Raw genomic sequence first — 24326 nt, forward strand, 5'->3', positions numbered from 1 at the left:
CGAGCCGACCCTCCAGACACGCGAGCCGACCCTCCAGACACGCGAGCCGACCCTCCAGACACGCGAGCCGACCCTCCGGGTACGCGAGTTCGCCGGTCCGGTACGCGTCACTCGCGTGATTGAGCGGGCATCTCGCGTGACTGGGCGGGCATCGGGGGTCAGGTGGCGAGGGTGAGGGAGCCCAGGTGGGAGAAGTGGGCGGCGAGGCGGGAGCCGGGGCGGACCGGGACCGCGTCCGTCATGCCGCCGGTCAGGACCAGCCAGCCCGGCTCCAGGGCCAGGCCCCGCGCTGCCAGGGTGTTCGCCGCCAGGGCGAGGGCTTCCGCCGGGTGGCCCTGGACCGCCGCGCCCGTTGCCGTGTCGACGATCTGGCCGTCGACCTCCAACAGGGCCGCCTCCAACGACAGATCCAGCGAAGCCGGCTCAACACCCACCGGGCCCACGCTGAAGTACGCCGACGAGCCGTTGTCCGCGACGGCGTCCGGGAGCGTGAACCGGTAGTCCGCGTACCGGCTGTCGATCACCTCGATGCCGCCGTACACGCGGTCGACCGCGGACAGCGCCGTCGCCGCCGTCACGCCCGGGCCCGCCAGCCGGCGGCCCAGCACGAAGACCAGCTCCGGCTCCGCGCGCGGGTGGATCAGCGCGTCGTGGGGCACCGGTGCGCCCGCCGGCAGCACCATCGCGTCGGTCAGCCAGGCCAGCAACGGCGCGTCGATGCCCATCCGTTGCTGCTTGGCCCGGGACGTCAGGCCCAGCTTCACCCCGATCAGCGTCTCGCCGCGGGCCCGGCGCTGCCGCAGGGCCTCGTCCTGGATCGCGTACGCCGTGTCGACGTCCAGTTCCGGCCAGCCGGCCGAGAGCGGCGCGCGCTCCGAGACCGTCCCCAGCAAAGAAGCAGCCGCTTCTCGCACGTTCATGCGTCCTCCGATGAAGCAGCGGGAGCGAAGACCGCCGTGACACTGCCGACCCCGGCGATCGTGGTGACGATCGTGTCGCCCGGCGACACCGGGATCGCCCGGGTCATCGACCCCGGCAGCACGACGTGCCCGGGTTCCAGGGTGACCCCGAGCGGCCCCACCGTGTTCGCCAGCCACACCAGCGAGTTCACCGGCGACCCGAGCACCGCGCCACCCGCGCCCGTCGCCGCCACCGAACCGTTCTGGTAGAGGATGCAGCCGGCCAGCCGCAGATCCACCGAACCCAGCGCCGTCGGGCTGCTGCCCAGCACCACCCCGCCGGACGACGCGTTGTCCGCGATCGTGTCGAACAGGGAGATCTTCCAGTCCTGGATGCGGGAATCGACGATCTCCAGCGACGGCAGCACGAACTCGACCGCCCGCACCGCGTCGGCGACCGTCACCCCCGGGCCGCGCAGGGCCGAGCCGAGCACGAAGGCGATCTCCGGCTCGATCCGCGGCTGCAGGAAGGCCGAGGTCGGGATCGGCTGGTGCTCCAGGTGGAACATGCTGCCGGTCAGGTGCCCGTAGTCGGGCTGGTCGACGCCCATCTGCCGCTGCATCGCCGCCGAAGCGAGGCCGACCTTGTGACCGCGGACGGCGTCGCCGCCCTCGACCCACTGCCGGACCTGCTCCTGCTGGATCCGGTACGCGTCCTCGACACCCGCGTCGGGATACGTCTTGATCAGCGGCTCGATCGGCTTACGCGACGCATAGGCCCCCGCCAGTGCGGCGGCGGCCTCCTGCACCTTGCTGGCATCCACCCCCCGGACTCTGCCGGGCACGCCCCGCGCACACAAGGGAGGATGTTCCACCCAGCGGAACTCTCGCCGAGCAATCTCTTGCGTGCAAGATAAATCCGGCGTAGCGTGGACACCACACCAGAAAGGGACGTGAGGGACATGGCACCGACCCAGGCCGAGGTCACCAAGCTCGCCGAAGCCCGCGACGCACTGCGCGAGCGCCACCTGCGCCCGGCCGCCGAACGCCCGGCGACGAACGGCCGCGGCATCCACCACACCGCGCTGATCTCCAGCGACGTCGAGCGGACGATCGAGTTCTACCAGGGCATCCTGGGCTTCCCGCTCACCGAGCTGATCGAGAACCGCGACTACCCCGGCTCCAGCCACTTCTTCTTCGACGTCGGCAACGGCAACGCGGTCGCCTTCTTCGACCTGCCCGGCCTGGACCTCGGCCCGTACGCGGAAGTCCTCGGTGGACTGCACCACCTGGCGCTGTCGGTCGAGCCCGAGCGGTGGAGCGCCATCAAGGACAAGCTCGACGAAGCCGGCGTCCAATACCTGCTGGAGAGCAAGACGTCCATCTACCTGTCCGATCCGGACGGTGCGCGCGTCGAGCTGATCTCCGACCCGCTCGGCGAGATGTACGGCGAGAAGATCGGCTGAAAGCGTGGTCCGGGCGTCGCGCGCCAACTAGCCTGTGCCGGACGTCTGGAGGTCCGATGTCCGACTGGTCGCTCTCCCGCGCGAAGGCCCGGCTCGATCACCGCGAGCGGCTCGACGAACTCACCGCGCGCACCCGGTTCGAGGTGCGCCTGCACCTGAACGAACCCGCGACGAACGGCGCCTACGACGAGCTCGCGAGCATCTTCGCGATCGGGCACGGCGAGTGCGCCGCCCTCCTCGCCCACCACCGCCTGCTGCCGTGGTGGGAACGCGCCCTGCTGTTCCGCTACGCGCGGCGGCTGCACGGCAAGGCGATCCTGCGCAGTGTCGGCGCGGTTCCCGCCGAGGTCGCGCCGCAGGCGGCCCGCGCGTTCGGCGCCGAGATCGCCGAACTGGCCCCCGGCTCCGGCGACACCGGCGCGAAGTACGACCTGCAGGGCCGCGGCCTGCTGACCGTGTTCCGGATCGCCGTCGGCGCCAAGGGCGCGACCTGGGCCGACCGCCACGAAGTCGCGACGACGTCCGCCCGCAACATCCTGACCTGCGCCGCGGTCTTCGCCCGCCGGAAGCCGTGGCACGTCCTGTGGCCGGTCTACCGCGTGCGCGGCCTGCGGCTCTGGAAGCTTTGACGCCCGCCGCGCGTTCAACCGGTATGAACCCAGAGGAGATCCTCGCCGGCGCGAACACGATCGCCGTCGTCGGCCTGAGCCGCGACCCGGCGAAGGCCGCGCACGGCGTCCCGGCGGTCCTGCAGGCCCACGGTTTCCGGATCATTCCGGTGCACCCGACCGCGACCGAGCTGCTCGGCGAAAAGGTGTACCGGTCGCTGAAGGACATCCCGGAGCCGGTGGACCTCGTCGACGTCTTCCGGCCGTCGCCCGAAGCGCCGGGTATCGCCCGGGACGCCGTCGAGATCGGCGCCAAGGCGCTGTGGCTGCAACAGGGGATCGTCTCCGCGGAAGCGCGCCGCATCGCCGAAGAGGGCGGCCTCGCCTACGTCGAGAACCGCTGCACCGCCGTCGTCCGCGCGACCGCCTCGATCTCGAAGAGCTAGCCTGACGCTCCGAAGTGGACGATCCGGTGGTTGCCCGGCTCGGCGACCCAGACCCCGCCGGCGCCGTCGTCGGCCATGTCCCTCGGTGAACTGATCGGCTCGGCCGTGTCGGGCAGCGCGGCGCCCGTGCGGGTGTCGAACCGGGCCACCCGCCCGGTGTCGTCGACCAGCAGCCGCCCCTCGTGATCGAGCGCGACTCCGCGGGGCCGGGTCAGGTCGCCGAACTCGCGCACGAACCCGCCCTGCCACGAAAACTGCACCACGCGGCGGTTGCCGGTGTCGGCGACGTAGACGTTGCCCGCCGCGTCGACCGCCACCCCTTCCGGCGCCCTGAGCCGCCCGGCCAGGACGCGCACGAGCGCGCCGTCGCGGGTGAACGCCTGGACCCGGTCGTTGCCGGTGTCGGCCACCCACACGCGCCCGCGGGCGTCGACGGCGATCCCGGACGGCGCGCGGAACTGCCCCGGCCCGGCGCCGGGCCCGCCGAACGCTTGCGGCAGCGCGGCGGCTTCACTGCTGGTCACGGCACCAGGATCACCGGCCGGGAGCCGCGGCGGCCAGCGCCGGGAGGAGTGTTCAGCGACTGTTCCGCCCCCGCTCACCAGCTCCAGCGGGAGCACGTCCGCCGGTCCAAGAAGCTGTACGCGGGCAGCGGCCCGAGCCAGTCGGCCTGGACGCCGTCGTCGCGCGCGAGCCCGGCGACGGTGTCCCGGACGACGAGCAGGTCGCCCAGCCCGACCAGGAACGCCCACCGCTCGTCGGCGCTCACGCCCGCCGGCAGCGCCACGGAGTCGCGGGCCCGTTCGGCGACCCGGGAAAGCAGGACGTCCGAACGAACCGCCCGCCACGCCGACCCGGGTTCGGTGAACCGCAGGCAGACGTGCACCTCGGCCAGGCCGTCGAGCCGGTCGAGGTCGGCGCGGTAGGTGTCGGCGGCCGGGGCGAGCACCTCGGTGCGGACGGCGTCCTCGTCCTCCGCCACGGTGCCGAACCGGACCGGCAGCACCGGGCCGCCCTCGACGAGCGCGGACACCACCGCCAGGTGCGCCGCCGGGTCCGGCTCGGGCTCGCCGACGACCATGGCGAGGTCCTCCCAGCCGACCGTGCGCGACGCCCGCGGGTGCCCGGCCCGCACGACGCCGTACAGCTGCAGCGTCACGGCTGTTCGACGGGGATGACCGGTTCCACCGGCACCGCGACGGCCGGTGTCGGCGGCGGGGGTGGGATCAGTCCGGTCGTCTGGCCGAGGCCCTGCGAGATCTGCCCGGGCGCGGTCGCGTTCTGCAGCCGCTGCATCGCTTCCAGGTACCGGATGTAGGTGTCGACACTGGCGATGACGATCCGCGCTTCGATCGCCAGCAGCTCGATCCCGATCACCGACACCCGCACCGAGGCGTCGATCACGAGTCCCTTGTCGAGCAGGATGTCGAGCGTGTCGGCGAGGCCGCCGCCGGCCTGTCCCGGTCTGGTCACTGCACTCCTTCGGTGGTGGGGATGTCGTCGAGGGCGGCGCGGATCTCGGCGAACCGGAGTTCCAGCGCGATCAGGGCCTGGCCGAGCGCTTCGACCTGGTCCGGGGTGAGGGTGCCGGCGTCGAGCCGCCGCAGCGCCTGCCGCTCCAGCACTTCCTTGAGGATGTCGAGCACGGTGACGACGAGGTGCCCGAGCCCGCGGCCGGCATCGGCGGCGATCCGCTGGGTCATCCGGGTGTCCCTTCGATCCCGAGCAGCAGCAACCGCAGATCGAGCCGCACGAGGTCGATGCCGGCGAGGGAGATGATGACGTCCCCGGTGACGACGGCCCCGCGGTGCACGACCCGATCGAGCAGATCGACGATGGCTTCGGCGGTGTTGGTGCCGGTAGGCGTGAAGACCTCGGCGAGCAGGTCGCCGCGGCTCGGCGCGCCGGCACCGGTGAGCAGGTCGCCGATCGCCGCCGTGGGCCTGGCCGCTCCGGCACTCGCCGGCAGGGGGGCCGCGTCAGCCATTCGCCGTCGCTCCGAGCTCGACGTCGGTGAACGAGTACGGCGGCCACGGCCCCGAGGTCTCCACCGTCGCCCCCGCCGCGCTCAGCTCGCGCGCGAACCACTCCACCTCCGCGTGGAACGCCGCCTCCCGGCCGGTCTCCACGAGGTACGCGGTGTTCGCCAGCACGCCGTGCGACCGGGCCCGTTCCAGGCTGTCGGCCGCGTGGCGGCGCAACGCCTTCTCGAGCCGGCCCGCCGCGCCGGCCACGTCCTCGCGCGCCCGCTGGATCGCCTTCAGCCGTTCACGCCGGCGCACGAGGTACTGCGTTCCCGTCAGGCCCGTCGCGTCGGGCCGGGTGGTCGCCGCCGGCTCGGTGTGGCGGATCCGCACCCCCCACTCGCGGTGGCCTGCCACCTCGTCGAGGCAGTCGCGCGCCTGGTCGTAGCCCGCCTCCAGGAGCCGGCGGGCGGCGTCCTCGCCGTCGAGGACCGTGCCGAACCTCAGCGGCAGCACCGGCTCGCTGCGGAACACCGCGCGCACCACGGCGTCGTGCTCGCGGGCCAGCTCGGCGAGGGTGCCGTCGACCGGGTCGAGCGTGTCGATGCGGTCGAAGCGCGCCGGCGCCACTTCGGACACGACCACGCCGAGGTCGCGGTAGCCGATCAGCCGCGGCACCGGACCGATGTCCAAGCTGGACGGACGGTTGCGGGTGATCGCGTACGCGCACAGCCAGTTTCCGGTGCTCACCGGGGTTCTTCCCTTCCGCCCGGCGCGGGCAGCCGGGCCTCCAGTTCGGCGACGCGCGCCGCCAGATCGGTCGTTCCCAGTTCCGCGCGCGCGGCATTCGGAGCAAAGAACGGATCGTTCGTCCACCAGTCCATGCCCATTTCCCGAGCGGTCTGCGCGGATGCGATGAACAGCCGGATCCGCAGGGTCAGCAATTCGACGTCGACGACACTGACGCCGATGTCACCGGCGATGACGACGCCCTTGTCGAGGACGCGTTCCAGAATGTCCGCCAACGAATCGGACGAAGCGGCCAATCCTGTCGACCTTCCTTTCAGGAATCGGTGGCACCCCGGGTGAACCGGCGCAGCCGCTCACAGGCGGCGAGCTCGCCGTCGGCGTCGACATCGACCCGGTAGGTGGCCATCACGCTGGTGGAGTCCGGGATCCGGGCCAGCTCGACGACGTCGACGAGCACGGACCAACCCCCGTCACCCCGGCTGCGGATCCCGGTCACGGCATGCGGAGTGAGCCCCGTCACCATGCCGAACTGATCCTTGGCAGCCCGAATGGCGTCGGCGGCACGCAGCCGGGAAACGGATTTCCCGGCGGCTTCGGAGGCATTCTTATATTGAGCAGAGCTGTTTTGGGCAGGCAACGGCAGCGGCGATTCCGTCATCGCTTTCCTAGTCAGGGGTGGGTGGCCTACCGTAGCAACAGGCGGGATCGCGCGCAGCGCAGTCGCGGGACGGCATTTTTCACCGGTTCGCGGGAAAGATTGGGCAATCCGCGGCAACCAGCGGAGGCAAACGGCTCAGCGGACGGACGCCCAGCGGCACCAATTTCCGGGAAACGCCCGGTTGATTACGATCGAGTAACGTCTACCAGCCGGTAGCCCACACCCCGGACCGTCTCGATGGTGTGGGTGCCGAACGGCGCATCGATCTTGCGCCGCAGGTAGCCGATGTACACCTCGACGACGTTCTCGTCGCCGTCGTAGTGCGCGTCCCAGACGTGGCTCAGAATCTCGTTCTTCGACAGCGCCGCGCCGGTCCGCCGCAGCAGGAACTCCAGCAACCCGAACTCCCGCGCGGTGAGCTCGATCCGCTTCTGTCCTCGGTGGACGGTACGGGCGGACGGGTCGAGCCGCAGGTCGCCCGCCTCCAGCACGGCCGGCCGGGCCGGGGCGCCCCGCCGCAGCAACGCGCGCAGCCGGGCGATGAGCACGACGAAGGAGAACGGCTTGGACAGGTAGTCGTCGGCGCCGAGGTCGAACGCGTCGGCTTCGTCGTATTCGCCGTCCTTGGCCGTCAGCATCAGCACCGGCGTCCAGTTCTCCGCCGCCCGCAGGCGTTTGAGCACCTCGTAACCGGACAGCTCGGGCAGCATGATGTCGAGCACCACGACGTCGTACGCGTGCTCGGTCGCCCGCCAGAGGCCTTCCCGGCCGGTGTGCGCGACATCGGCGGTGAAGCCCTCGGCGACCAGCCCCCGCCGCAGCGTCTCCGCGAACTCGCGCTCGTCCTCCACGATCAGCAGGCGCACTACTCCTCCATCGGCAGTTCGATCACCGGCAGCTCGATCACGAACCGCGCACCCGGCTCGTCCGGCTCGGCGTAGCGCGCCCGGCCGCCGTGGCGCGCCGCGATGCCGGCCACGATCGGCAGGCCCAGCCCGGTGCCGCCGTGCCCACGCTGCCGCGAGGCGTCGAGCCGGACGAACCGCTCGAAGATCCGCTCCCGGTCGGCCGGCCCGACGCCGGGGCCGTCGTCGCTCACCTCGACGACGGCGAAGCCGCCACGCAGCGCGCTGCTGACCCGGATGCGCGAGCGCGCGTGCCCGCGCGCGTTGTCGACCAGGTTGCGCACCGCCCGCCGCAGCTGGGCCTCGCTGCCGTACACCTTCGCCGGCCCGGCGCGGACCTCGACGTCCACCGTGCTTTCGCCCCGGACGCGCTCGGCCTCCGCGCGGACGATGTCGTCGAGGTCGACCTCGGTGCGCTGCGGCCGGTCGGTCGCGTCGTCGGTGCGGGCCAGCATGAGCAGGTCGTCGACGAGTTCGCGCAGCCGCGCGGTCTCCCGGGCGATCACCGGCACCAGGTCCCCGGTGCTCTCCGGGTGCCGCCCGGAGACGTCGAGCGCGGTGCTGATCGTCGACAGCGGCGAGCGCAGTTCGTGGCTGGCGTCGGCGACGAACCGGCGTTGCGCGGCCTGGGCCGACGCGAGCCGGGACAGCATTTCGTTGAGCGTCACGGCCAGGCGCTGCACCTCGTCGCCGCCCGGCGGCAGCGGCACCCGCGCGGCGAGGTCGCGCGTCGAGATCTCCGCGACGGTCCGGCGCATCCGCTCGACCGGCCGCAACGCCGAGCCGACCGCGCGGTACACCGCGAGCCCGGCGATCGCCAGCAGCGGCACGGCGATGAGGCCGAGCAGCAGCGTCAGCCGCGTCGAGGCCTCCGTAACCGGTTCCAGCGAGCGCGCGGAAATCACGGTGTACGGGCCGCCCGGCCCGATCACCTCCTGCGACACGACGCGGTAGTCGTCGTTGTCGCCGTTCAGCCCGAGGGGCAGCGTTTCGACGATCTCGCGCCCGGCGACCGGGCGGGCCGCGGTCAGCGGCGGGTGCCCGACGATCGCCGGATCGCTCGCGATCGGCGTCCGCCGCGCGTCCAGCACCTGCGTGACGGCCTCGGTGTCGCCGGTGCTGGCGACGTCGCTCGCGCTCAGGTCGCGCGCGCCCTCGCGGATGAGCTGGATGGCGACCTGCCGCCCGGTGCTGCGGGCACTTTCGGTGACGCTGCGGTCGAGCGACTCCTCCAGCAGCAGCACCACGACCACGCCGCCGACGGCGATGGCCAGCGCGAGCGCGAACACCGCCACCGCGGTGGCCCGCATCCGCACGCCGGTCGCGGCGATCACCCTGCCCAGTCTCACCAACGCAGCGTAACCACGAAGGAGCCTCGCGCGCGGGGGGACCAGCGACGGGGCGCTCGCCGCCACCGCTTCACGCGCCTCGGCGGCGGCGCGGGACGGCCAGCCGTTCCTCGCGCAGGCGCTCGACCTCGGCCAAGCGCAACGGGGCGAGCGGGTGCCCGATCGTCCAGGCCAGCAGCAGATCGGCCAGCGCGGGGTTGCGGGCGAGCGCCGGGCCGTGCAGGTAGGTGCCGACGACCCGGTCGGTCACCGCGCCTTCGGTGCCGTCGCCGTTGCCGGTGCCGCGCACCACCCGTCCGAGCGGCTCGGAGCCGGCGCCGAGCTTGCTGACGCCCAGGTGGTTTTCGAAGCCGGTCAGGGCTTCGGAGTCCAGGAGCCGGGACGGCGCCGCCACCAGCTCGGCGACCGCGCGCTGCGGGCCCGGTTCGGTGGTGACGTCGAGCAGGCCGAGGCCGTCGTGGTCGACGCCGTCGAGGCCGCGGAAGCGGGTGCCGAGCACCTGGAGGCCGGCGCACACGCCGAACACGACCGCGCCGGCCGCGACGGCCCGCCGCAGGCCGGGGTGCTTGCGCAGGTGCGCGGCCGCGAGCACCTGGGCGCCGTCCTCGCCACCGCCGAGCAGGTAGAGGTCCAAAGTGGACGGCACCGGCTCGCCGAGCCCGACGGGCACCACCTCTGCGTCGAGCCCGCGCCACTGCAGCCGCTTCCCGAGCACCTGGGCGTTGCCGGTGTCGCCGTAGGTGCCGAGCACCTCCGGCAGCAGAAGTCCGATGTGGACGATCGAATCAGCCACCGGGCAGCCTGCCCACCAGGTCGCGGAACGCGGTGTAGTTGGCGACCAGTTCGACGGCACCGGGCGGCAGCGCGTCGATCGCGGTGACCGGGTCCGGCTCGGCCCAGTGCGCGACTTCGGCGTAGCAGAGCCGGACGGAGAGGTCGGCGCCACGCTCGCCGGTGACGACCACCTGGCGCCCGCGCAGCCGTTCGAAGTGCACGTCCCACAGCCAGGACAGGTCCCGGCCGTCGGCTTCCTGGGCGTTCACCGCGACGACGACCGGGGTGTCCTCGTCCAGCACGCGCAGCGTTTCCACCCAGCCGGCCGGGTTCTTCGCCAGCATCACCCGCACGGAGTGCCGCGACCGCCGGATCGTCCGGTAGCGGCCGCCGATGTCGGTGATGGTCCGCAGCCGCGCCGCGGCGGTGTGCGGCGGCACGCCGAGCCGGTGCGCCGCGGCGAGCGCGAGTGCGGCGTTCGCGCGGTTGGCCTCGCCAGGCAGCCGAAGGTCGAGGTCGACCTGGCGCCCGCCAGGGGTGAGGACGAGTTCGCCGTCGAGCGTCCAGGCGGGTTCCGGCCGGGCGAGCCCGCACTCGCAGCTCCAGTGCCGTTCGTGGGTTTCGACGCGGCCTTCGCACCGCGGGCACGCCGTCGAGTCGCCGGTCCAGCGGCGGCCCGTGCTCACCCACACGAGCTTCGCGGCCACGCTCGCCGCGGACGTCACCAGCACGTCGTCGCAGTTCGCGACGACCACCGTGCCGGGCAGTTCCGCGATGGCGGCCCGCAGGTCGCGTTCGGTGGCGCGGACCTCGCCGACCCGGTCCAGCTGGTCGCGGCTCAGGTTGAGCAGCACCAGGACGGCGGGCCGCACCTGGTCGGCCACCCACGGCACGTACGTCTCGTCGACCTCGAGGACCGCGTAGGGCGCGTCGGGGCAGGCGGTCAGCGCGGCGAGGACGCCGTCGGGCATGTTCGAGCCGTCGCTGTTGGCGGCGACCTCGGCCAGCGTTTCCAGCGCCCGGGTGAGCATCAGCGACGTCGTGGTCTTGCCGTTGGTGCCGGTGACGATCACGACGGTGCGTTCGCGGCCGAGGCGGCGCAGGGCGGCGGGATCGAGGGCCAGCGTGACGCGGCCGCCGATCATGCCGCCGCGGCCGAGCCCCGAGCTGCGTGACAGCCAGGCGGTCAGCCGCCCGGCGGCCACGGAAGCGCGGGTGCGGAGGGGACTTCGGACGGACATCGGCTGGATGGTGCCCGCCGGGCGCTGTGATTTTCCTGAGTCAGTGGCGCGGGTCTCTAGAGGGTGACGACGACCTTGCCGTGGACGTGCCGCGCGGCCTGCAGCGCGACGGCGTCGCGGATCCGGTCGACCGGGAAGACCGCGGCGACGGGCACGGTGAGCCGGCCGGCGACGATGGCCTCGGCGATCTGCTTCAGCGCGCCCGGGTCGGCGTCGGCGCCCCCGGTGGCGCGCACGCCGCCCGGCGGGTTGGGGCCGGCGGCGATCGTGGCGATCCGCTCGGGCGGCACGCCGAGGGCCAGCGCGGCCTCCGCTGTCTCGGTGCCGAAGAGGTCCACCGCCGCGGTGATGTCGCCCAGTTCGCGAACCCGGTCGGCCAGGCCGGGTCCGTAGGTGACGGGTTCGGCGCCGAGTTTGCGCAGGAAGGGGAAGGTGCCCTCGGCGGCGGTGCCGAGCACGGTGGCGCCGGCGAGCTTCGCGAGCTGGACGGCGAAGATGCCCACCCCGCCGGCGGCCCCGCCGATCAGGACGGTGTCCCCGGCCCGCAGGCCGACGGCGGCCAGCGCGGCGGCCGCGGAAGAACCGGCCACCGGAAGCGTGCTCGCCACCTCGTCGCTCAGGCCGTCCGGGGTGGGGAAGAGGGTGTCGGACGCCTTGAGGACCACGAAGTCGGCGACGGCCCGCCCGAGCGCACCGCCGTGGACGCGATCGCCGACCGCGGTGTGGTCGACCCCGGGCCCCACTTCGTCGACAACGCCGGCGAAGTCGTACCCGAAGCCGGACGGCAGGGTGATCCCGAACCGCGCGGCGGCCTCGGGTCGCGCGGCAAGGCCCCAGTCCATCGGGTTCAGCCCGGCGGCTGTGACGCGCACGCGCACCTCACCGGGCCCGGCGTGTGGCTCGGGGACTTCCCGCAGTTCGAGCACCTCGGGGCCACCGAACTTCTCGTAGACGACGGCTCGGCTCATGAGGACCTCCTGTTATGGGACTTGGTCCCGTCACCGTACACCCATTGATGGGACCAAGTGCCGTAAGCTGTGCCGCATGGCCCGCTGGGAACCGAACGCACCGGAGAGGCTGAGCAAGGCTGCCCTCGAGCTGTTCGCGGAGCGGGGCTACGAGAACACGACGGTGATCGACATCGCGGCGCGGGCGGGGCTGACGAAGAGCACGTTCTTCCGGCACTTCCAGGACAAGCGCGAGGTGCTCTTCGGGGGGAGCACACTGGCGGCCCTGCTGGCCGAGGCCGTGGCCGGCGCGCCCGAGGGTGGCGCCCCGCTCGAGGCGGTGGCCTGTGCCTTGGATGCGGTCGGCGGGAAGGTGTTCACGGCGGAGCGCCGGGAGTTCAGCGCCCTGCGGCGGTCGGTGATCGAGGCGCATCCGGAACTGCGGGAGCGGGAGGCACTGAAGGGGCTGGCGTTGACGGCGGCGATGGCTGACGCGCTCCGGCAGCGCGGGGTGCCGGAGCTGGCGGCGCGGGTCGCGGCGGAGCTGGGGGCGTTGGCGATGAAGATCGCTTATGAGCGCTGGAGCCGCGCGGAGGCCGGGGACTTCGGCGAAGCCGCGCGGCGGGCTCTTGATGAGGTGCGGGCCGCGGTCGGTCACTGAGGAGCCGCGGCCTGGTCGGAGGCACCGCCGCTGCAAACATCCGCAGCACCGCCCTCATCCGCCCGCCGCCCCGCTGCAACATCCGCCCCACGGCCTCATCCGCCTGCCTCACCGCCGCTGCAAAGATGCACCGCGCGGCCCACCTGCCTCGCCGGCCACCGCCGCAACATCCGCCACGCCACGCTCCGCAACGGCACCCGCCTGCCGCCATCCGAAGCAGCCCCCTCCCGCGGGGCGCCCCCCGGGTCCAGCGTATCGACGCCGACCGACAAGAACGGCAAAAGAACGCGCGCGCGAGCCGGTTTGTCCACATTGCGCCCTGGCTGTGGGCACCTCACCCCCACCATTCACACCTATGAACAAACCCCGCTCGAACCCATCGAACGCACCGGTGACAGCGGCACAACCGCCATAGGTAGGAAACTTAACCATCGGATGTTGAACCAATTAGCATCCACAACTACTCGCATTGTTGCGAAGTATTCCAAGATCTTCCCCAGATACATCGGAGGTGTTACCGTCCAACCCCAGCCAGCGGAAAGGCGTACCGCTGAGCGGGAATCTGTCCAACGGAGGGCAACGTGGGACCGGAGCGCGGGCTTGAACAAAGCGGAACTCTCGAACGCGGGCTCGCCGTGCTGGAGCACGTCGGGCGGCACCAGGAGATTTCCACCAATGCGATCGCGCGGCAACTGGGGCTTTCCCGCAGCGCCGCCTACCGCATCGTCGGCACGCTGAAGAACCTCGAGTACCTCGAAGCCGACCAGGTCACCGGGCGGGTCAGACTCGGCACCCGGCTCGTCGAACTCGGGGCCCGCGCGATGGCCGCGACCGATCTGCACCGGTGCGCTCCGCGGTACCTCGCGTCGCTCGCCGAACGGTCCGGCGAAACCACCTACCTCGCCGTTCCCGACAACGACACCATGGTCTACGTCGCCACCGAACGCAGTGCCAGTGCCGTCACCCTCGCGTGCCGGCTCGGGACGCGGCGGCCGCAGCACGCGACCTCGCTCGGGAAGGCCTGGCTCGCCGCGCTGCCCGAGGGCGACCGGCTCGAACGCGTCCGGCGGATGAAGCTCGATTCCCTCACCCTCAAGACCATCATCGACCCGCACCGGCTGCTCGACGAGCTCGCGAAGACCAGCCGCCGCGGCTGGGCGATCGACGAGGTCGAGAACGAGCCGGACGTCGGCTGCGTCGCCGCCGCCGTGCGGGACCACTCCGGACGGCCGATCGCCGCGATCAGCATCGCCGGGCCCGCTCCGCGCGTGCTGCGCCGCCTCGACGAACTCGGTGCCTCCGTGGCCGGGACCGCCGCCGCCCTGTCCCTGCGGCTCGGGTACGTCCGGAGCCGGCCGGCCTGATCGATCACCCACCCCGGCGAAGGAGCCGACCGTGACCTGGATCCAGGACTACCAGCCGGCGGGCGGGCTGTGGGTTTCCGCGCTGCTCGCCGCGCTCCCGATCATCGTGCTGCTCGTTTCGCTCGGGGTGATCCGCTTCTCGGCGCACCTTTCCGCGGCGCTGGCGCTGGTCACCGCGCTCGGCGTCGCCCTGCTCCTCTACCGGATGCCGGCCGCGCTCGCGTTCGACTCCGCGGCCATGGGCGTCGTGTTCGGTGTGTGGTCGGTGGCCTGGATCGCCTTCCACGCCGTGTACTTCCACAACGTCACCGTCGCCACCGGCCGGTTCGATGCCATCAAACGGGTGCTCGCCGGGTTCAGCGAGGACCGGCGGCTGCAGGCGCTGCTCATCGCGTTCGGCTTCGGCGCGCTGCTCGAAGGCGTCGCGGGCGGCGGGTCGCCGATCGCGATCACCGCGGCGATGATGGCCGCGCTCGGGTTCCCGCCGGTGAAGGCCGTCGTGCTGGCTCTGCTGGCGAACACCGCGCCGGTCGCGTTCGGCGGATTGGGCAACCCGCTGATCGTGCTCGGCCGGCTGACCGCGCCGATCATGCACCTCAAGCAGGACCAGGCGACCGAGCTGTTCTCGGCGGCGGTCGGCCGCCAGGTGCCGGTGCTGGCGCTGATCATCCCGGCGTTCCTGGTCGTCGTCCTGGCCGGCTGGAAACGCATGCTCGAGGTGTGGCCGGCGGTGCTGACCGCCGGGCTCGCCTTCGCGGCCATGCAGTTCGTCGCGTCCAACTACATCAGCGCCAGCCTCGTCGACGTCCTCGCCGCGCTCACCGCGATGGCCGCGCTGTGGATCCTGACCCGGTTCTGGCAGCCCGCGACGGTGTGGCGCTTCGACGGCGAGGAAGCCCCCGCGGCCGCCAAGAGCCTCGGCGCCGCCCAGGCCGAGCGCGGCGCGCTGTACGCGTGGATGCCCTACATCATCCTGATCCTGGCCATCTTCCTGTCGCGGATCGGCACGATCTTCAAGAACCTCCCCGCCTGGCTCGACCTGACCAAGCTGCTGCACAAGGCGGACTGGATCTTCGCCTGGCCGGGACTGCACAACCACGTCGTCCAGCACCCGCCGATCACCGCGAAGAACGCGCCGTACGCGGCGACGCTGACCGTCGACTTCCTGTTCTCACCGGGCACGGTCGCCCTGATCGCGGCGGTGATCGCCGGATTCGCGATGGGCGGGCGGCCGAAACTGCTGCTCACGACGTACCGGAAGACGCTGTTCCAGATGCGCTGGGCGCTGGCGACGATCTTCATGATCCTGGGCATCGCGTTCGTGATGAACTACTCCGGCGCGACGCAGACCCTGGGCCTGGCCCTGGCGACGACCGGCGCGGTCTTCCCGCTGTTCTCGGCCTACATCGGCTGGCTGGGCGTGTTCCTCACCGGCTCGGACGCGTCGACGAACAGCCTGTTCGGCCCGATGCAGGTGATCTCGGCGCAGCAGCTGAACCTCAACCCGATCCTGGCCGGCGCGACGAACACCTCGGGCGGCGTGATGGGCAAGATGATCTCGCCGCAGAACCTCTCGATCGGCGCGACGGCGATCGGCCAGAGCGGCAAGGAGGGCTCGCTGCTGCGGCAGACGTTCCTCTGGTCGCTGCTGCTGACCGCGGTGGTCGGGGTGATTTCCCTGCTCCAGGCGACGATCCTGACGGCGATGATCCCGTCGCCCTAGGCTGGGCGGATGAGTGAGGCACTGGCGTCCTTCGGCTACGAGCTCGGGCTCTTGAAGCGCGTCCGGAGATCCGGCTGGTGGCACGCGGGGGTCCGTGACCCGGAATCGGTCGGCGAGCACAGCCTGCGCGCGGCCCAGCTCGCGGCGTTGCTCGCGGCGGAGGAAGGCGCGTCCCCGGAGCGGGCGGCGTTCCTCGCGCTGTGGCACGACACGCAGGAGACCCGCACGGGCGACCTGCCGCTGACGGCGAACGACTACCTGCGCAAGCCGCAGGCGCGGCAGATCACCGCCGACCAGACGGCCGCGCTGCCCGCGCGTTCGCGAGAGCTCGTCCGCGCGGCGGTCGACGAGTACGAGACGCGGGAGTCGCCGGAAGCGTTGTGCGCCAAGGATGCGGACAAGCTGGAGATGCTGCTGCAGGCGCTCGAGTACCGGGACATCGGGGTGCGGCCGGTCGACGAATGGATCGAGTCGGCGCGCAAGGGCCTCAAGACGGAGACGGCGCGGAAGGTCGCGGAGGCGGCGATGACCCTGTCGCCGCTTTCGTGGCGGGGACGCTAGCGGCTGACGGTCTTCGCGCGGTTCAACAGCAGCTCCCGCTCGCGGGAGTTCTCGGTCATCTCCGCCGCCCGCCGGAACTCCTGCTCGGCCTCGTCGAGCCGGCCGAGCTTCTCCAGCAGGTCGCCGCGGACGCTCGGCAGCAGGTGGTAATCCTTCAGTGCCGCTTCCCCCGCGACCGCGTCGACGATTGCCAGGCCCGCCGCCGGTCCGTACGCCATCGCCACCGCGACGCCGCGGTTCAGCTCGATCACCGGGGACGGCTGGAGCTTGCCGAGGCCTTCGTAGAGCGCCGCGATGCGGACCCAGTCCGTCTCCTCGGCCGTCCGGGCCCGCGCGTGGCAGGCCGCGATCGCCGCCTGGGCGGAGTACGGGCCGTACGCGCCTTCGGCGATCTGCTCGGACAACGTCAGCGCCGCGAGGCCGTGCTGGATCAGGAACCGGTCCCAGCGGGAGCGGTCCTGGTCCAGCAGGAGCACCGGTTCGCCGTTCGGGCCGGTGCGGGCCTTCGCGCGGGACGCCTGCAGCTCCATCAGCGCGACCAGGCCGTGGACCTCCGACTCGCCCGGCATCAGCCCGGCGAGCACGCGGCCGAGCCGCATCGCCTCTTCGCAGAGGGCCGGCCGCATCCAGTCGTCGCCGCGGGTGGCCGAGTAGCCCTCGTTGAACACGAGGTAGACGACTTCGAGCACGGACGAAAGCCGCGCGACGCGCTCGTCGCCCTCCGGCACCTCGAAGGGCACCTTCGCCGCGGCGAGGGCCTTCTTCGCGCGGACGATCCGCTGGGCGATCGTCGATTCGCGGACCAGGAAGGCGCGGGCGATCTCGTCGGTGGTGAGGCCGCCGAGCATGCGCAGCGTCAACGCGACCCGCGCCTGCGTGTTCAGCACCGGGTGGCAGGCGACGAACAGCAGGCGGAGGACGTCGTCCTCGATGTGGTCGTCGAGCGCGGCGTCGAAGTCGGGCAGGACGCCTTCGCCGAGCCGCTGGTCGCGGCCGACTTCCTCGAGCTTCTCGGCGTACCGCTCGTTGCGGCGGAACTGGTCGACCGCGCGGCGCTTGGCGATGGTCATCAGCCACGCGCCGGGGTTGCGGGGGACACCGGAGTCCGGCCACTGCTCCAGCGCCGCGACCAGCGCGTCCTGCGCCAGTTCTTCGGCCAGACCGACGTCACCGCGGGCCATCCGGGCCAAGCCCGCGATGAGCCGCGGCGACTCGATCCGCCAGACCGTCTCGACCGTTCTCCGGGCGTCCGCAACCGTCACCCGGCCATCAGACAGGGTGATCTTCCGCGGTGCAACCCACTACTCGCCGATCGGGCGGATCTCCAGCACTCCCTCCCCCGGGCCGAGGTTCGGGACCTGCTTCATCAGCTCGACGATCTCGCCGAGGGACTCGCCCCTGAGCACCCAGAATCCCGCGATCAGTTCCTTGGTCTCCGCGAACGGGCCGTCGATGACCTTGGGCTCCGCGTCGCCTTCGAACAGGACGCGCGAGCCGTCCGCGCTGGACGTGAGCCCCTCGGCGAGTTCCATCCGCCCCTCGGCGACCAGCCGCTCGTTGAACTTCGTCATCTCGGCCAGCTCTTCGGCACCGGGCTGGAACCCGGCCGCCTCCGATTCGGGGCTGGCCTTCACGATCACCAGGAACCGCACGGCGTCACGCCTGCCCTGCGGACTGCGCCCGCAGCCGGCTTTCCAGGTCGGCGACTTCCGGCGTCATGTTCTCGAAGTCGGCCGCCTCGGCGACGCGGCGGATCTCGACCTCACCGGCCTGGCCGTCGGGGTTGGGCATCCGCTTGATCCACTCGATGCACTCTTCGCGGTCGCGGCACTGCAGGATCCAGAAGCCGCCGACGAGCTCCTTGGTCTCGGCGAACGGACCGTCGACGACCTTGGGCTCCTCGGTGCCGGAGAAGACGACCCGCGCGCCCTGCGAGCTCGGTGTGAGCCCTTCGCCGGCGAGCAGGATGCCGGCCTTGACCAGCTCTTCGTTGAACTTCCCCATCTGCTCGAGCAGCTCGGCGCTGGGGCCCTGGCCCGCTTCGGAGTCCTCGTTCGACTTGACGATCACCATGAACCGCATCGCGGTCTCCCTTCGTTCGCTTTGCCTACGCGTCGAACGGCCGGGCGCCGGATCGACAGCTTCCGAGAAAAAGTTTTGGCGCCGGAAAAGTAGCAGCTCAGGGCCCGGTCGGGAGGACAATCCGGACAGGGGATCACCGACTGCGGCGGTAGGCTCCCGGTCTGCAGCAGACCGGGGAGGGTGACGTGGTGGAGCGCATACGGCAGGGGAAGCGCCGGTACATCGTCCACCTGCCGGCGGACCAGCGCGGCCAGGCACGAAAGCCCGGCTTCCCGGTTTGGGACACCTCCCTGCGACGAGTCCGAAGCCGCTACCCTCGCGCCGTCGAGATCTGGCGGGCCAACGAAGACCGGCCGCAGCTGCGGCGCCGGCCGGCGCAGGCCGGCCGCCTGGTGCGGCACGGGGCAGCGGCCGTGTGGCGGTGGATCCGCAACCGTGACGCCAAGCCCTGGTGAGGTGCCGGCCCCGGCTAATCTGCCGTGGTGGCGGTACTCCCCGACGATCTCTCCTCCGCGCTCGACGACGAGCTGGCCCGGCACCCCGTGGGCCGGCTGACCCAGTCCGTCGACCGGCTCAGCGCGCGCTACCGCCAAGGTGACGCGGCCACTTCGCCGATCCTCAGCTCCGAAGCCGACGTCGCCGCGTACGCGGGCTACCGCATGCCCGCGACCTATGCCGCCGTGCACGCTGTGCTCGCCGAAGCCGCGTTGCGCGCTCCCGGCTTCCAGCCGCGTACCCAGGTCGACGTCGGCGGGGGGACCGGTGCCGCCGTGTGGGCGGCCGCGGCCGTGTGGCCTTCGCTGACCCGGTGCACCGTGGTGGAGCAGGTGGCCGGGGCCATCGGGCTCGGCAAGCGGCTCGCCTCGGGCGCCGGACGGGCCGCGGTCCGGGATGCCGAATGGCGGCGCGGGTTCGTCGATCCCGCCGCGCCGGCGCCGGAAGCCGACCTCGTCACGCTCTCCTACGTGCTGGGTGAGCTGCCGGAAGCCGGCCGGGCCGACGTCGTGCGCTGGCTGGCCGCCGAGTCCGGCACGGTCGCGCTGATCGAGCCCGGCACGCCGGCCGGCTACGAGCGGATCCGCGCCGCCCGCGCGCAGCTGATCGGACTCGGCCGGCACGTCGTCGCGCCGTGCCCGCACGATGCCGCGTGCCCGATCGTGCCCGGCGAGGACTGGTGCCACTTCGCCGCGCGGCTCCCCCGCTCGGGACTGCACCGGAAGCTCAAGGCGGGCACGCTCGGGTTCGAGGACGAGAAGTTCGCCTACGTCGTCGCGTCGCGGAGCGCGACCGTGGCCGAGCGGCCGGACGCGCGGATCATCCGGCACCCCAAGAAGCACAAGGGCTGGGTGGCGCTCGACCTGTGCACGCCGGACGGCCTGAAGCCCAGCGTCGCCGTCTCGAAGAAACAGGGCCCGCGCTACCGGGCGGCCCGGGACGCCGAGTGGGGCGACGGCTGGTCGTCCACCTAGGGCATCCGGACCGTCCGCAAGAAGGCCGGGAGCAGCCACGGCCGCGGGCCGCCGATCCGCACGCCGCCGAGCAGGGCCGCGCGGAGGCGGGAAATCCGGCCGAACATCATCGGCACCAGCACCGCCGGGTCGAACCGCAGCCGGACGTCGGCGGTGCCGTCCGGCTCCTCGCAGCGCAGCTTTCCGTGCTGGAGCGCCAGTACCGCCGGTCTCGTGTACGCCGACCGGAACTCCACCGCGATGCGACGCGGCGACGGCGTCGCGTCGTCGAGGAGGTGGCCCATGCCGCCCGAGACCATGCCGAACAGGAACAGCTCCAGGAACAGCGCTTCGAGCCGCGCGGGGATGCGCCACGGCTGCCCGATGGCGCGGGCGATGTCGAGGCCGTGGATCAGCATTTCGTTGACCAGGTGCGCGAGGACGCCCGCCGCCGGCACGCGGGAGCCGCCCAGCCACCAGACCGGCTTCTCCGGGTCGAGGTCCGCGCTGACCAGCAGCACCTCGGCGATGTCCGCGCGCAGGCGCGTGGCCAGCCGGACCGGGTCGCGCTCCGGGTAGAGCTCCAGCGCGAGCGCGTTCATCCGGGAGATCGTGTCGACGCTCGCCGCGTAGATCGGCTCTTCGAGACCCGGCAGCGGCAGCGGGCCGCCGTCGCCGCGGATCATCGCCGTGTACATCAGCGCGATCATCCCCACGTGCGACGCCGCTTCGGCGATCGACCACTCGCCGAGGGCTCTCACGTGCGGGTCTCCGACGCCGGTCAGCAGGTCCGCGAACCGGCCACCGACCTCGGGCAACGCCGCGCGCACCTGGTGCCACTGTTCGATCGTCACGGCTTCCGACGCTAACCCGCGAGCACGCCGGTCCGGATCTCCGAAGGTGCGGTTATCTTCTGGGCATGGCCCGGATCCTGCCCCGGTCGACCCGGTGGCGGGTCGCCCTCTTCGCCGCCCTCGCGTCGGCTGTCGTGCTCGGTCTCGGGTCGTACTGGTTCGTGCGGTCGCTGCGCAGCGGTCTGGACCTCGCCGCGGTGCGGGTGGCCAACGAAAAGGTCGCCGCCATCGCGGGCCTGCTCGAGGCCGGCGTGTCGCCCACCGAAGTGGCCGGGCAGCTGAACTACGGCGGCTACCGGATCAGTCTCGGCAAGGGGAAGGACAGCGGCTGCCCGGAGCGCCTGGACCAGGGCGGGACTGTCGTCGGGAAGGCGCGGGTGCTGGGTCCCGGCTGCGTGGTGGGGATGCCGTTCCCGATCGACGGCGGCATCGAGTCGGTCACCGGGACCAAAGGCGGAAAGTACTTCGTCCAGGCGCAGACCGCGCTCGACCCGGTCGGCCTCGAGACCGTGGCCAATGCCGAGCAGCTCCTCTGGGGCGGGGTCCCCGCGGCGGCGCTGTTCATCGGGGGCGTCGCCTGGTTCGCCGTGCGCCGGTCGCTGCGCGCGGTCGGCGCCCTGCGCGCCGAGGTCGACGGCATCCGCGCGCGGGACCTCGGCCGCCGCGTCCCGGTGCCCGACTCCGGCGACGAGATCACCGAACTGGCCGTCACGATGAACGCGATGCTGGCCCGGCTCGACCGGTCGGTGCAGCGGCAGAGCCAGTTCACCGCGGACGCGTCCCACGAGCTGCGCACGCCGCTGGCGTCGATGCGCACCCAGCTCGAGGTCCAGCTCGCCCACCCGGATCGGCTCGACTGGCGCCACAGCTTCGAAAACGCGGTGCTGGACGTCTCGCGGATGGAGACGCTCACCGGGGACCTGCTGCTGCTCAGCAAGCTGGACATCGATCAGCCGGCCGGGAGCACGCGGATCGCGCTGGCGGACCTGCTCACCGAGCACCTGGCCGCGCGGCTCCCGCGTGACGGCGTCGAGGTGCGCACCGAGATCCGCGCCGATCCGGTGGTCCAGGGGCACGCGGGACGCCTGGAGCGCGTGCTGCGCAACCTCGTCGACAACGCCGAGCGGCACGCTGCGAGCCGCGTGACGATCACGCTCACCGAAGCCGGCGGCCACGGCGTGCTGACCGTCCGGGACGACGGCCCCGGCATCCCGGCCGAACACCGCGAGCGCGTCTTCGACCGGTTCGTCCGCCTCGACGACGACCGTGCGCGCGAAGACGACGGCGGTTCCGGGCTGGGCCTGGCGATCGCCGCGGAGATCGCGCGGACGCACGGCGGCACGCTGCGCGTCGCCGAGAGCACCTCCGGCGCCTGCCTGGAGCTGCGCTTACCGCTTGCCTGAAGACCTCTTCAGCCGGCTTAAGCTTCGGTTCAGCGTGGCCGCACGAGCATCCCGCCATGCTGATCGACTTCGCGCCGGCTCCGGCGCGCACGCGCGAACGCCGCGCGGTCCCCCACGTCGTCGCCGCGGTCGCCTTCACCGGGTACGCCGCTTGGTCGCTGCAGCGGCTGCGGACGTTCGACGCGAGCGGGTTCGACCTGGGGATCTTCGAACAGGCGGTGCGGTCCTACGCACACGGGCACTGGCCGGTGTCGGACCTGCTCGGCGCGGACTACCCGACGCTGGGCGACCACTTCCACCCGATCCTGGCGCTGCTGGCGCCGTTCTACCTGCTGTGGCCGTCGCCGGGGTGCCTGCTGGTGGCTCAGGCCGTGCTGTTCGCGCTGTCCGCGGTGCCGGTCACCCGCTGCGCGATCGAGCTGCTCGGCACCCGCCGGGGTGCGCTCGTCGGCGCCGGGTACGTGCTGTCGTGGGGACTGCTGTCCGCGGTGAACTTCGACTTCCACGAGGTCTGCTTCGCCGTCCCGATGCTGGCCTTCACCGCCGAGCACCTGCTGCACGAGCGCTGGCGGCCCGCGGTCTGGTGCGCGCTGCCGCTGGTGCTGGTCAAGGAGGACCTGCCGCTGACGCTCGCGGCCGTCGGCGTGGTGCTGGTGCTCAACCGGCAGCGACGGCTCGGCTGGACAGTGCTCGTCTTCGGCGTTGTCACGTCCGCGGTGTTGTTCCTGGTCGTCCTGCCGGCGTTGAACCCGTATGGTGCGTACGCGCACGGCAGCGGCCTCAACCCGTTCGGCGGCGCGATCGTCAAGGTTTCGATGCTGCTGGCCCTGCTGACGCCGACAGCGTTCGCCGCCTTGCGGTCGCCGGTGCTCCTGCTGGCGGTGCCGACGCTGCTGTGGCGGCTGGTCTCGGCGAACGACCGCTACTGGGGCATGGGCTACCACTACAGCGCGGTGCTGATGCCGATCGTGCTCCTCGCCGGCGTGCACGGCGCCCGCCGCTTCGGCGGCTTCAAGCGCTACCTGCCGGTGTGCGCGGTGGTCGCCGGGCTGGCTTCGCTCGGTCTGCAGGCGGCCCACCTGACCAGCGGCGTCTGGACGCCGGTGCAGCGGGCCGGGATCGACGCGGTCCTGGCGCGGATCCCGGACGGCGCGACGGTGCTGGCGTCCAACCGGCTGGCGCCGCGGCTGACGTCCCGCTGCACGGTGCGGTTCTTCGACGGCGTGACCGGCGAGCGGCCGGAGTGGGTGGTCGTCGCGCAGCCGGAACAGTCCTGGCCGACGACGCTCGCGACGAAGGCCGCGGCGCTGGCGGACCTGGAGAGCACGGGATACCTGCGCGTCGACGGGACGGACTCCGTCGTGCTGCTCCACCGTGAGTAGGAAACTCGCAGCGGTAACCGGCCAGTCGGGGGGCGTGCCGGCCGGTTACCGCCGCACCGAGGAAGAGGGAACCCTGCGCCAGGAATGACGCGCAGCCTCCGGCTTCACTCGATCGAGTGACGTCAGGCCGGATCGGCCAGGATGCCGTTGACATACGAGCCCGGGTGGGTGGCCGCGTCCTGGCGGAGCACCGGGAGGTCCGCAGGCCAGTCCGCCGTCAGCGGCTGGGTCTGGCCGGGCGGGATCGTGGTCAGCTTCGCCGGCGTCCAGGACGCCCCGCCCTCGGCCGGGGTCAGCACCGTGATCGTCGCCGAAGCCGTGGTTCCGGGCGTCACTTCGTTGTGCTTCACGCCGTTGTCGACGCGGGGCAGGTGGTACACCGGGCCGAACGTCGGGTCTTCCGGGCCGGCCAGGTCGACGCCCGGGACGCCGTGCAGGCCGCAGGTGTGGTCCGAGACGTTCCGGTAGGTCAACGGGATGTCGAACTGGCCGGGGCTCTTTTCCTTCGGCTTGCCCAGGGAGACCGACAGGTCCGCGGTCGTGCACCGGGGCGTGCCGGACGTCTTCGCCGCGGCGGGCTCGGCAGGAGCGGGCTCGGCAGGGGCGGGGGCCGCGGCGGCGCCCGGGCCGGCGTTCGAAGCCGGCGCCGCCGCGGAGCCGGTGGACCCGCAGGCCGTGAAGGCGAACGCTCCCGCGACCGCCGCGACCCCGACCGAAATGCGCTTGCCGAGCATGACGTTCCTCCCTGCGTCGAATGATCGAACTCGTCAGGAAGGATGTCCGGCGGGCCCGCGGGGATGCGGCGGAATGGGGTCGATCACCGGAAAGCAACCCCGGCCGG

At 72.3% G+C, this 24326-nt stretch carries 31 protein-coding genes; 11 read left to right on the forward strand and 20 right to left on the reverse strand.

Annotated elements, in window-relative coordinates; translation table 11 throughout:
• Positions 1 to 158: 158 nt before the first annotated feature.
• Together ISP_RS44515 and ISP_RS44520 are read right to left on the reverse strand one after the other, a co-directional pair.
• Positions 159 to 920 (reverse strand): 2-keto-4-pentenoate hydratase, encoded by a 762-nt coding sequence (locus ISP_RS44515; protein WP_176742177.1) that lies wholly within the window; start codon positions 918 to 920, stop codon positions 159 to 161.
• Positions 917 to 1723, reverse strand: a complete 807-nt coding sequence (locus ISP_RS44520; protein WP_013230346.1) for a 2-keto-4-pentenoate hydratase — start codon at positions 1721 to 1723, stop codon at positions 917 to 919. Before ISP_RS44520 ends, ISP_RS44515 begins: the two co-directional genes overlap by 4 nt.
• Positions 1724 to 1861: 138 nt before the next feature.
• On the opposite strand from ISP_RS44520, the gene ISP_RS44525 reads away from it, so the two are divergent.
• Genes ISP_RS44525 through ISP_RS44535 form a run of 3 tightly spaced genes read left to right on the forward strand, consistent with a single transcriptional unit; the run spans position 1862 to position 3419 of the window.
• A complete protein-coding gene (locus ISP_RS44525; protein WP_014467800.1) occupies positions 1862 to 2365 on the forward strand; it encodes a VOC family protein in 504 nt (167 codons plus the stop codon).
• Positions 2366 to 2421: 56 nt separating this feature from the next.
• On the forward strand, positions 2422 to 2994 hold the full coding sequence (locus ISP_RS44530) for a hypothetical protein (RefSeq protein WP_013230348.1): 573 nt from the start codon (positions 2422 to 2424) through the stop codon (positions 2992 to 2994).
• A 23-nt stretch (positions 2995 to 3017) separates the two neighbouring features.
• The gene (locus tag ISP_RS44535; protein ID WP_013230349.1) at positions 3018 to 3419 is read left to right on the forward strand and encodes a CoA-binding protein; all 402 of its coding nucleotides are present in this window, start codon (positions 3018 to 3020) and stop codon (positions 3417 to 3419) included.
• Here ISP_RS44535 and ISP_RS44540 read toward each other — a convergent pair.
• The 13 genes from ISP_RS44540 to ISP_RS44600 all read right to left on the reverse strand — a co-directional run bounded on the left by ISP_RS44540 (position 3416) and on the right by ISP_RS44600 (position 12028).
• A complete protein-coding gene (locus tag ISP_RS44540; RefSeq protein WP_013230350.1) occupies positions 3416 to 3943 on the reverse strand; it encodes an NHL repeat-containing protein in 528 nt (175 codons plus the stop codon). The genes ISP_RS44535 and ISP_RS44540 overlap by 4 nt on opposite strands.
• A gap of 74 nt (positions 3944 to 4017) precedes the next feature.
• On the reverse strand, positions 4018 to 4578 hold the full coding sequence (locus ISP_RS44545) for a GvpL/GvpF family gas vesicle protein (RefSeq protein ID WP_013230351.1): 561 nt from the start codon (positions 4576 to 4578) through the stop codon (positions 4018 to 4020).
• A complete protein-coding gene (gene gvpJ / locus ISP_RS44550; protein WP_013230352.1) occupies positions 4575 to 4892 on the reverse strand; it encodes a gas vesicle protein GvpJ in 318 nt (105 codons plus the stop codon). The genes ISP_RS44545 and gvpJ overlap by 4 nt, the downstream gene beginning before the upstream one ends.
• Entirely contained in the window at positions 4889 to 5122 is a 234-nt protein-coding gene (locus ISP_RS44555; RefSeq protein WP_013230353.1) for a gas vesicle protein K, read from the reverse strand. Before ISP_RS44555 ends, gvpJ begins: the two co-directional genes overlap by 4 nt.
• Entirely contained in the window at positions 5119 to 5406 is a 288-nt protein-coding gene (locus ISP_RS44560; protein ID WP_013230354.1) for a gas vesicle protein, read from the reverse strand. The genes ISP_RS44555 and ISP_RS44560 overlap by 4 nt, the downstream gene beginning before the upstream one ends.
• Positions 5399 to 6133 carry a GvpL/GvpF family gas vesicle protein gene (locus ISP_RS44565; RefSeq protein ID WP_013230355.1) on the reverse strand — a complete coding sequence of 245 codons (735 nt, stop codon included), beginning with the start codon at positions 6131 to 6133 and terminating at the stop codon, positions 5399 to 5401. Before ISP_RS44565 ends, ISP_RS44560 begins: the two co-directional genes overlap by 8 nt.
• Entirely contained in the window at positions 6130 to 6429 is a 300-nt protein-coding gene (locus ISP_RS44570; RefSeq protein ID WP_013230356.1) for a gas vesicle protein, read from the reverse strand. The genes ISP_RS44565 and ISP_RS44570 overlap by 4 nt, the downstream gene beginning before the upstream one ends.
• 17 nt (positions 6430 to 6446) lie before the next feature.
• Positions 6447 to 6791, reverse strand: coding sequence for a gas vesicle protein GvpO (locus tag ISP_RS44575; protein WP_176742178.1), 345 nt, complete (start codon positions 6789 to 6791; stop codon positions 6447 to 6449).
• A gap of 185 nt (positions 6792 to 6976) precedes the next feature.
• On the reverse strand, positions 6977 to 7657 hold the full coding sequence (locus tag ISP_RS44580; protein ID WP_013230358.1) for a response regulator transcription factor: 681 nt from the start codon (positions 7655 to 7657) through the stop codon (positions 6977 to 6979).
• Positions 7657 to 9045 carry a sensor histidine kinase gene (locus tag ISP_RS44585; RefSeq protein ID WP_230468630.1) on the reverse strand — a complete coding sequence of 463 codons (1389 nt, stop codon included), beginning with the start codon at positions 9043 to 9045 and terminating at the stop codon, positions 7657 to 7659. The genes ISP_RS44580 and ISP_RS44585 overlap by 1 nt, the downstream gene beginning before the upstream one ends.
• A gap of 70 nt (positions 9046 to 9115) precedes the next feature.
• The gene (locus ISP_RS44590; protein ID WP_013230360.1) at positions 9116 to 9838 is read right to left on the reverse strand and encodes a type 1 glutamine amidotransferase; all 723 of its coding nucleotides are present in this window, start codon (positions 9836 to 9838) and stop codon (positions 9116 to 9118) included.
• A complete protein-coding gene (locus tag ISP_RS44595) occupies positions 9831 to 11060 on the reverse strand; it encodes a MurT ligase domain-containing protein (RefSeq protein ID WP_176742179.1) in 1230 nt (409 codons plus the stop codon). The genes ISP_RS44590 and ISP_RS44595 overlap by 8 nt, the downstream gene beginning before the upstream one ends.
• A gap of 56 nt (positions 11061 to 11116) precedes the next feature.
• On the reverse strand, positions 11117 to 12028 hold the full coding sequence (locus tag ISP_RS44600) for an NADP-dependent oxidoreductase (RefSeq protein ID WP_013230362.1): 912 nt from the start codon (positions 12026 to 12028) through the stop codon (positions 11117 to 11119).
• Positions 12029 to 12104: 76 nt separating this feature from the next.
• On the opposite strand from ISP_RS44600, the gene ISP_RS44605 reads away from it, so the two are divergent.
• The 4 genes from ISP_RS44605 to ISP_RS44620 all read left to right on the forward strand — a co-directional run bounded on the left by ISP_RS44605 (position 12105) and on the right by ISP_RS44620 (position 16316).
• Positions 12105 to 12668: a TetR/AcrR family transcriptional regulator gene (locus ISP_RS44605; RefSeq protein ID WP_013230363.1), complete on the forward strand. Its 564-nt coding sequence runs from the start codon at positions 12105 to 12107 to the stop codon at positions 12666 to 12668.
• Positions 12669 to 13249: 581 nt separating this feature from the next.
• On the forward strand, positions 13250 to 14032 hold the full coding sequence (locus ISP_RS44610) for an IclR family transcriptional regulator (protein ID WP_034284138.1): 783 nt from the start codon (positions 13250 to 13252) through the stop codon (positions 14030 to 14032).
• A gap of 31 nt (positions 14033 to 14063) precedes the next feature.
• Complete coding sequence (locus ISP_RS44615) at positions 14064 to 15755, forward strand: L-lactate permease (protein WP_013230365.1); 1692 nt, start codon at positions 14064 to 14066, stop codon at positions 15753 to 15755.
• 9 nt (positions 15756 to 15764) lie between these two features.
• Positions 15765 to 16316 carry an HD domain-containing protein gene (locus ISP_RS44620; RefSeq protein ID WP_013230366.1) on the forward strand — a complete coding sequence of 184 codons (552 nt, stop codon included), beginning with the start codon at positions 15765 to 15767 and terminating at the stop codon, positions 16314 to 16316.
• Here the strand turns inward: ISP_RS44620 and ISP_RS44625 are convergent.
• From ISP_RS44625 to ISP_RS44635, 3 genes are read right to left on the reverse strand one after another with little or no spacing between them, the layout of a single operon-like run.
• Entirely contained in the window at positions 16313 to 17578 is a 1266-nt protein-coding gene (locus ISP_RS44625) for an RNA polymerase sigma factor (protein ID WP_013230367.1), read from the reverse strand. The two genes, ISP_RS44620 and ISP_RS44625, sit on opposite strands and share 4 nt — an antisense overlap.
• 39 nt (positions 17579 to 17617) lie before the next feature.
• A complete protein-coding gene (locus tag ISP_RS44630) occupies positions 17618 to 17968 on the reverse strand; it encodes a YciI family protein (RefSeq protein WP_013230368.1) in 351 nt (116 codons plus the stop codon).
• A gap of 4 nt (positions 17969 to 17972) precedes the next feature.
• Positions 17973 to 18398, reverse strand: a complete 426-nt coding sequence (locus ISP_RS44635; protein WP_013230369.1) for a YciI family protein — start codon at positions 18396 to 18398, stop codon at positions 17973 to 17975.
• A 185-nt stretch (positions 18399 to 18583) separates the two neighbouring features.
• On the opposite strand from ISP_RS44635, the gene ISP_RS44640 reads away from it, so the two are divergent.
• Positions 18584 to 18853: a hypothetical protein gene (locus ISP_RS44640; protein WP_014467801.1), complete on the forward strand. Its 270-nt coding sequence runs from the start codon at positions 18584 to 18586 to the stop codon at positions 18851 to 18853.
• A gap of 24 nt (positions 18854 to 18877) precedes the next feature.
• Positions 18878 to 19867 carry a small ribosomal subunit Rsm22 family protein gene (locus tag ISP_RS44645; RefSeq protein WP_013230370.1) on the forward strand — a complete coding sequence of 330 codons (990 nt, stop codon included), beginning with the start codon at positions 18878 to 18880 and terminating at the stop codon, positions 19865 to 19867.
• On the opposite strand, the gene ISP_RS44650 is transcribed toward ISP_RS44645, so the two are convergent.
• A complete protein-coding gene (locus tag ISP_RS44650) occupies positions 19864 to 20700 on the reverse strand; it encodes a maleylpyruvate isomerase family mycothiol-dependent enzyme (protein WP_013230371.1) in 837 nt (278 codons plus the stop codon). The two genes, ISP_RS44645 and ISP_RS44650, sit on opposite strands and share 4 nt — an antisense overlap.
• Positions 20701 to 20765: 65 nt before the next feature.
• Here ISP_RS44650 and ISP_RS44655 point away from each other — a divergent pair, with 65 nt between their 5' ends.
• Both ISP_RS44655 and ISP_RS44660 read left to right on the forward strand, forming a co-directional pair.
• Complete coding sequence (locus ISP_RS44655; RefSeq protein WP_013230372.1) at positions 20766 to 22103, forward strand: sensor histidine kinase; 1338 nt, start codon at positions 20766 to 20768, stop codon at positions 22101 to 22103.
• A gap of 56 nt (positions 22104 to 22159) precedes the next feature.
• Complete coding sequence (locus ISP_RS44660) at positions 22160 to 23485, forward strand: DUF2079 domain-containing protein (protein ID WP_013230373.1); 1326 nt, start codon at positions 22160 to 22162, stop codon at positions 23483 to 23485.
• A gap of 122 nt (positions 23486 to 23607) precedes the next feature.
• On the opposite strand, the gene ISP_RS44665 is transcribed toward ISP_RS44660, so the two are convergent.
• Positions 23608 to 24219, reverse strand: coding sequence for a DUF4232 domain-containing protein (locus ISP_RS44665; RefSeq protein WP_013230374.1), 612 nt, complete (start codon positions 24217 to 24219; stop codon positions 23608 to 23610).
• Positions 24220 to 24326 lie beyond the last annotated feature (107 nt).

It is taken from the genome of Amycolatopsis mediterranei, assembly GCF_026017845.1.
GTDB lineage: Bacteria > Actinomycetota > Actinomycetes > Mycobacteriales > Pseudonocardiaceae > Amycolatopsis > Amycolatopsis mediterranei.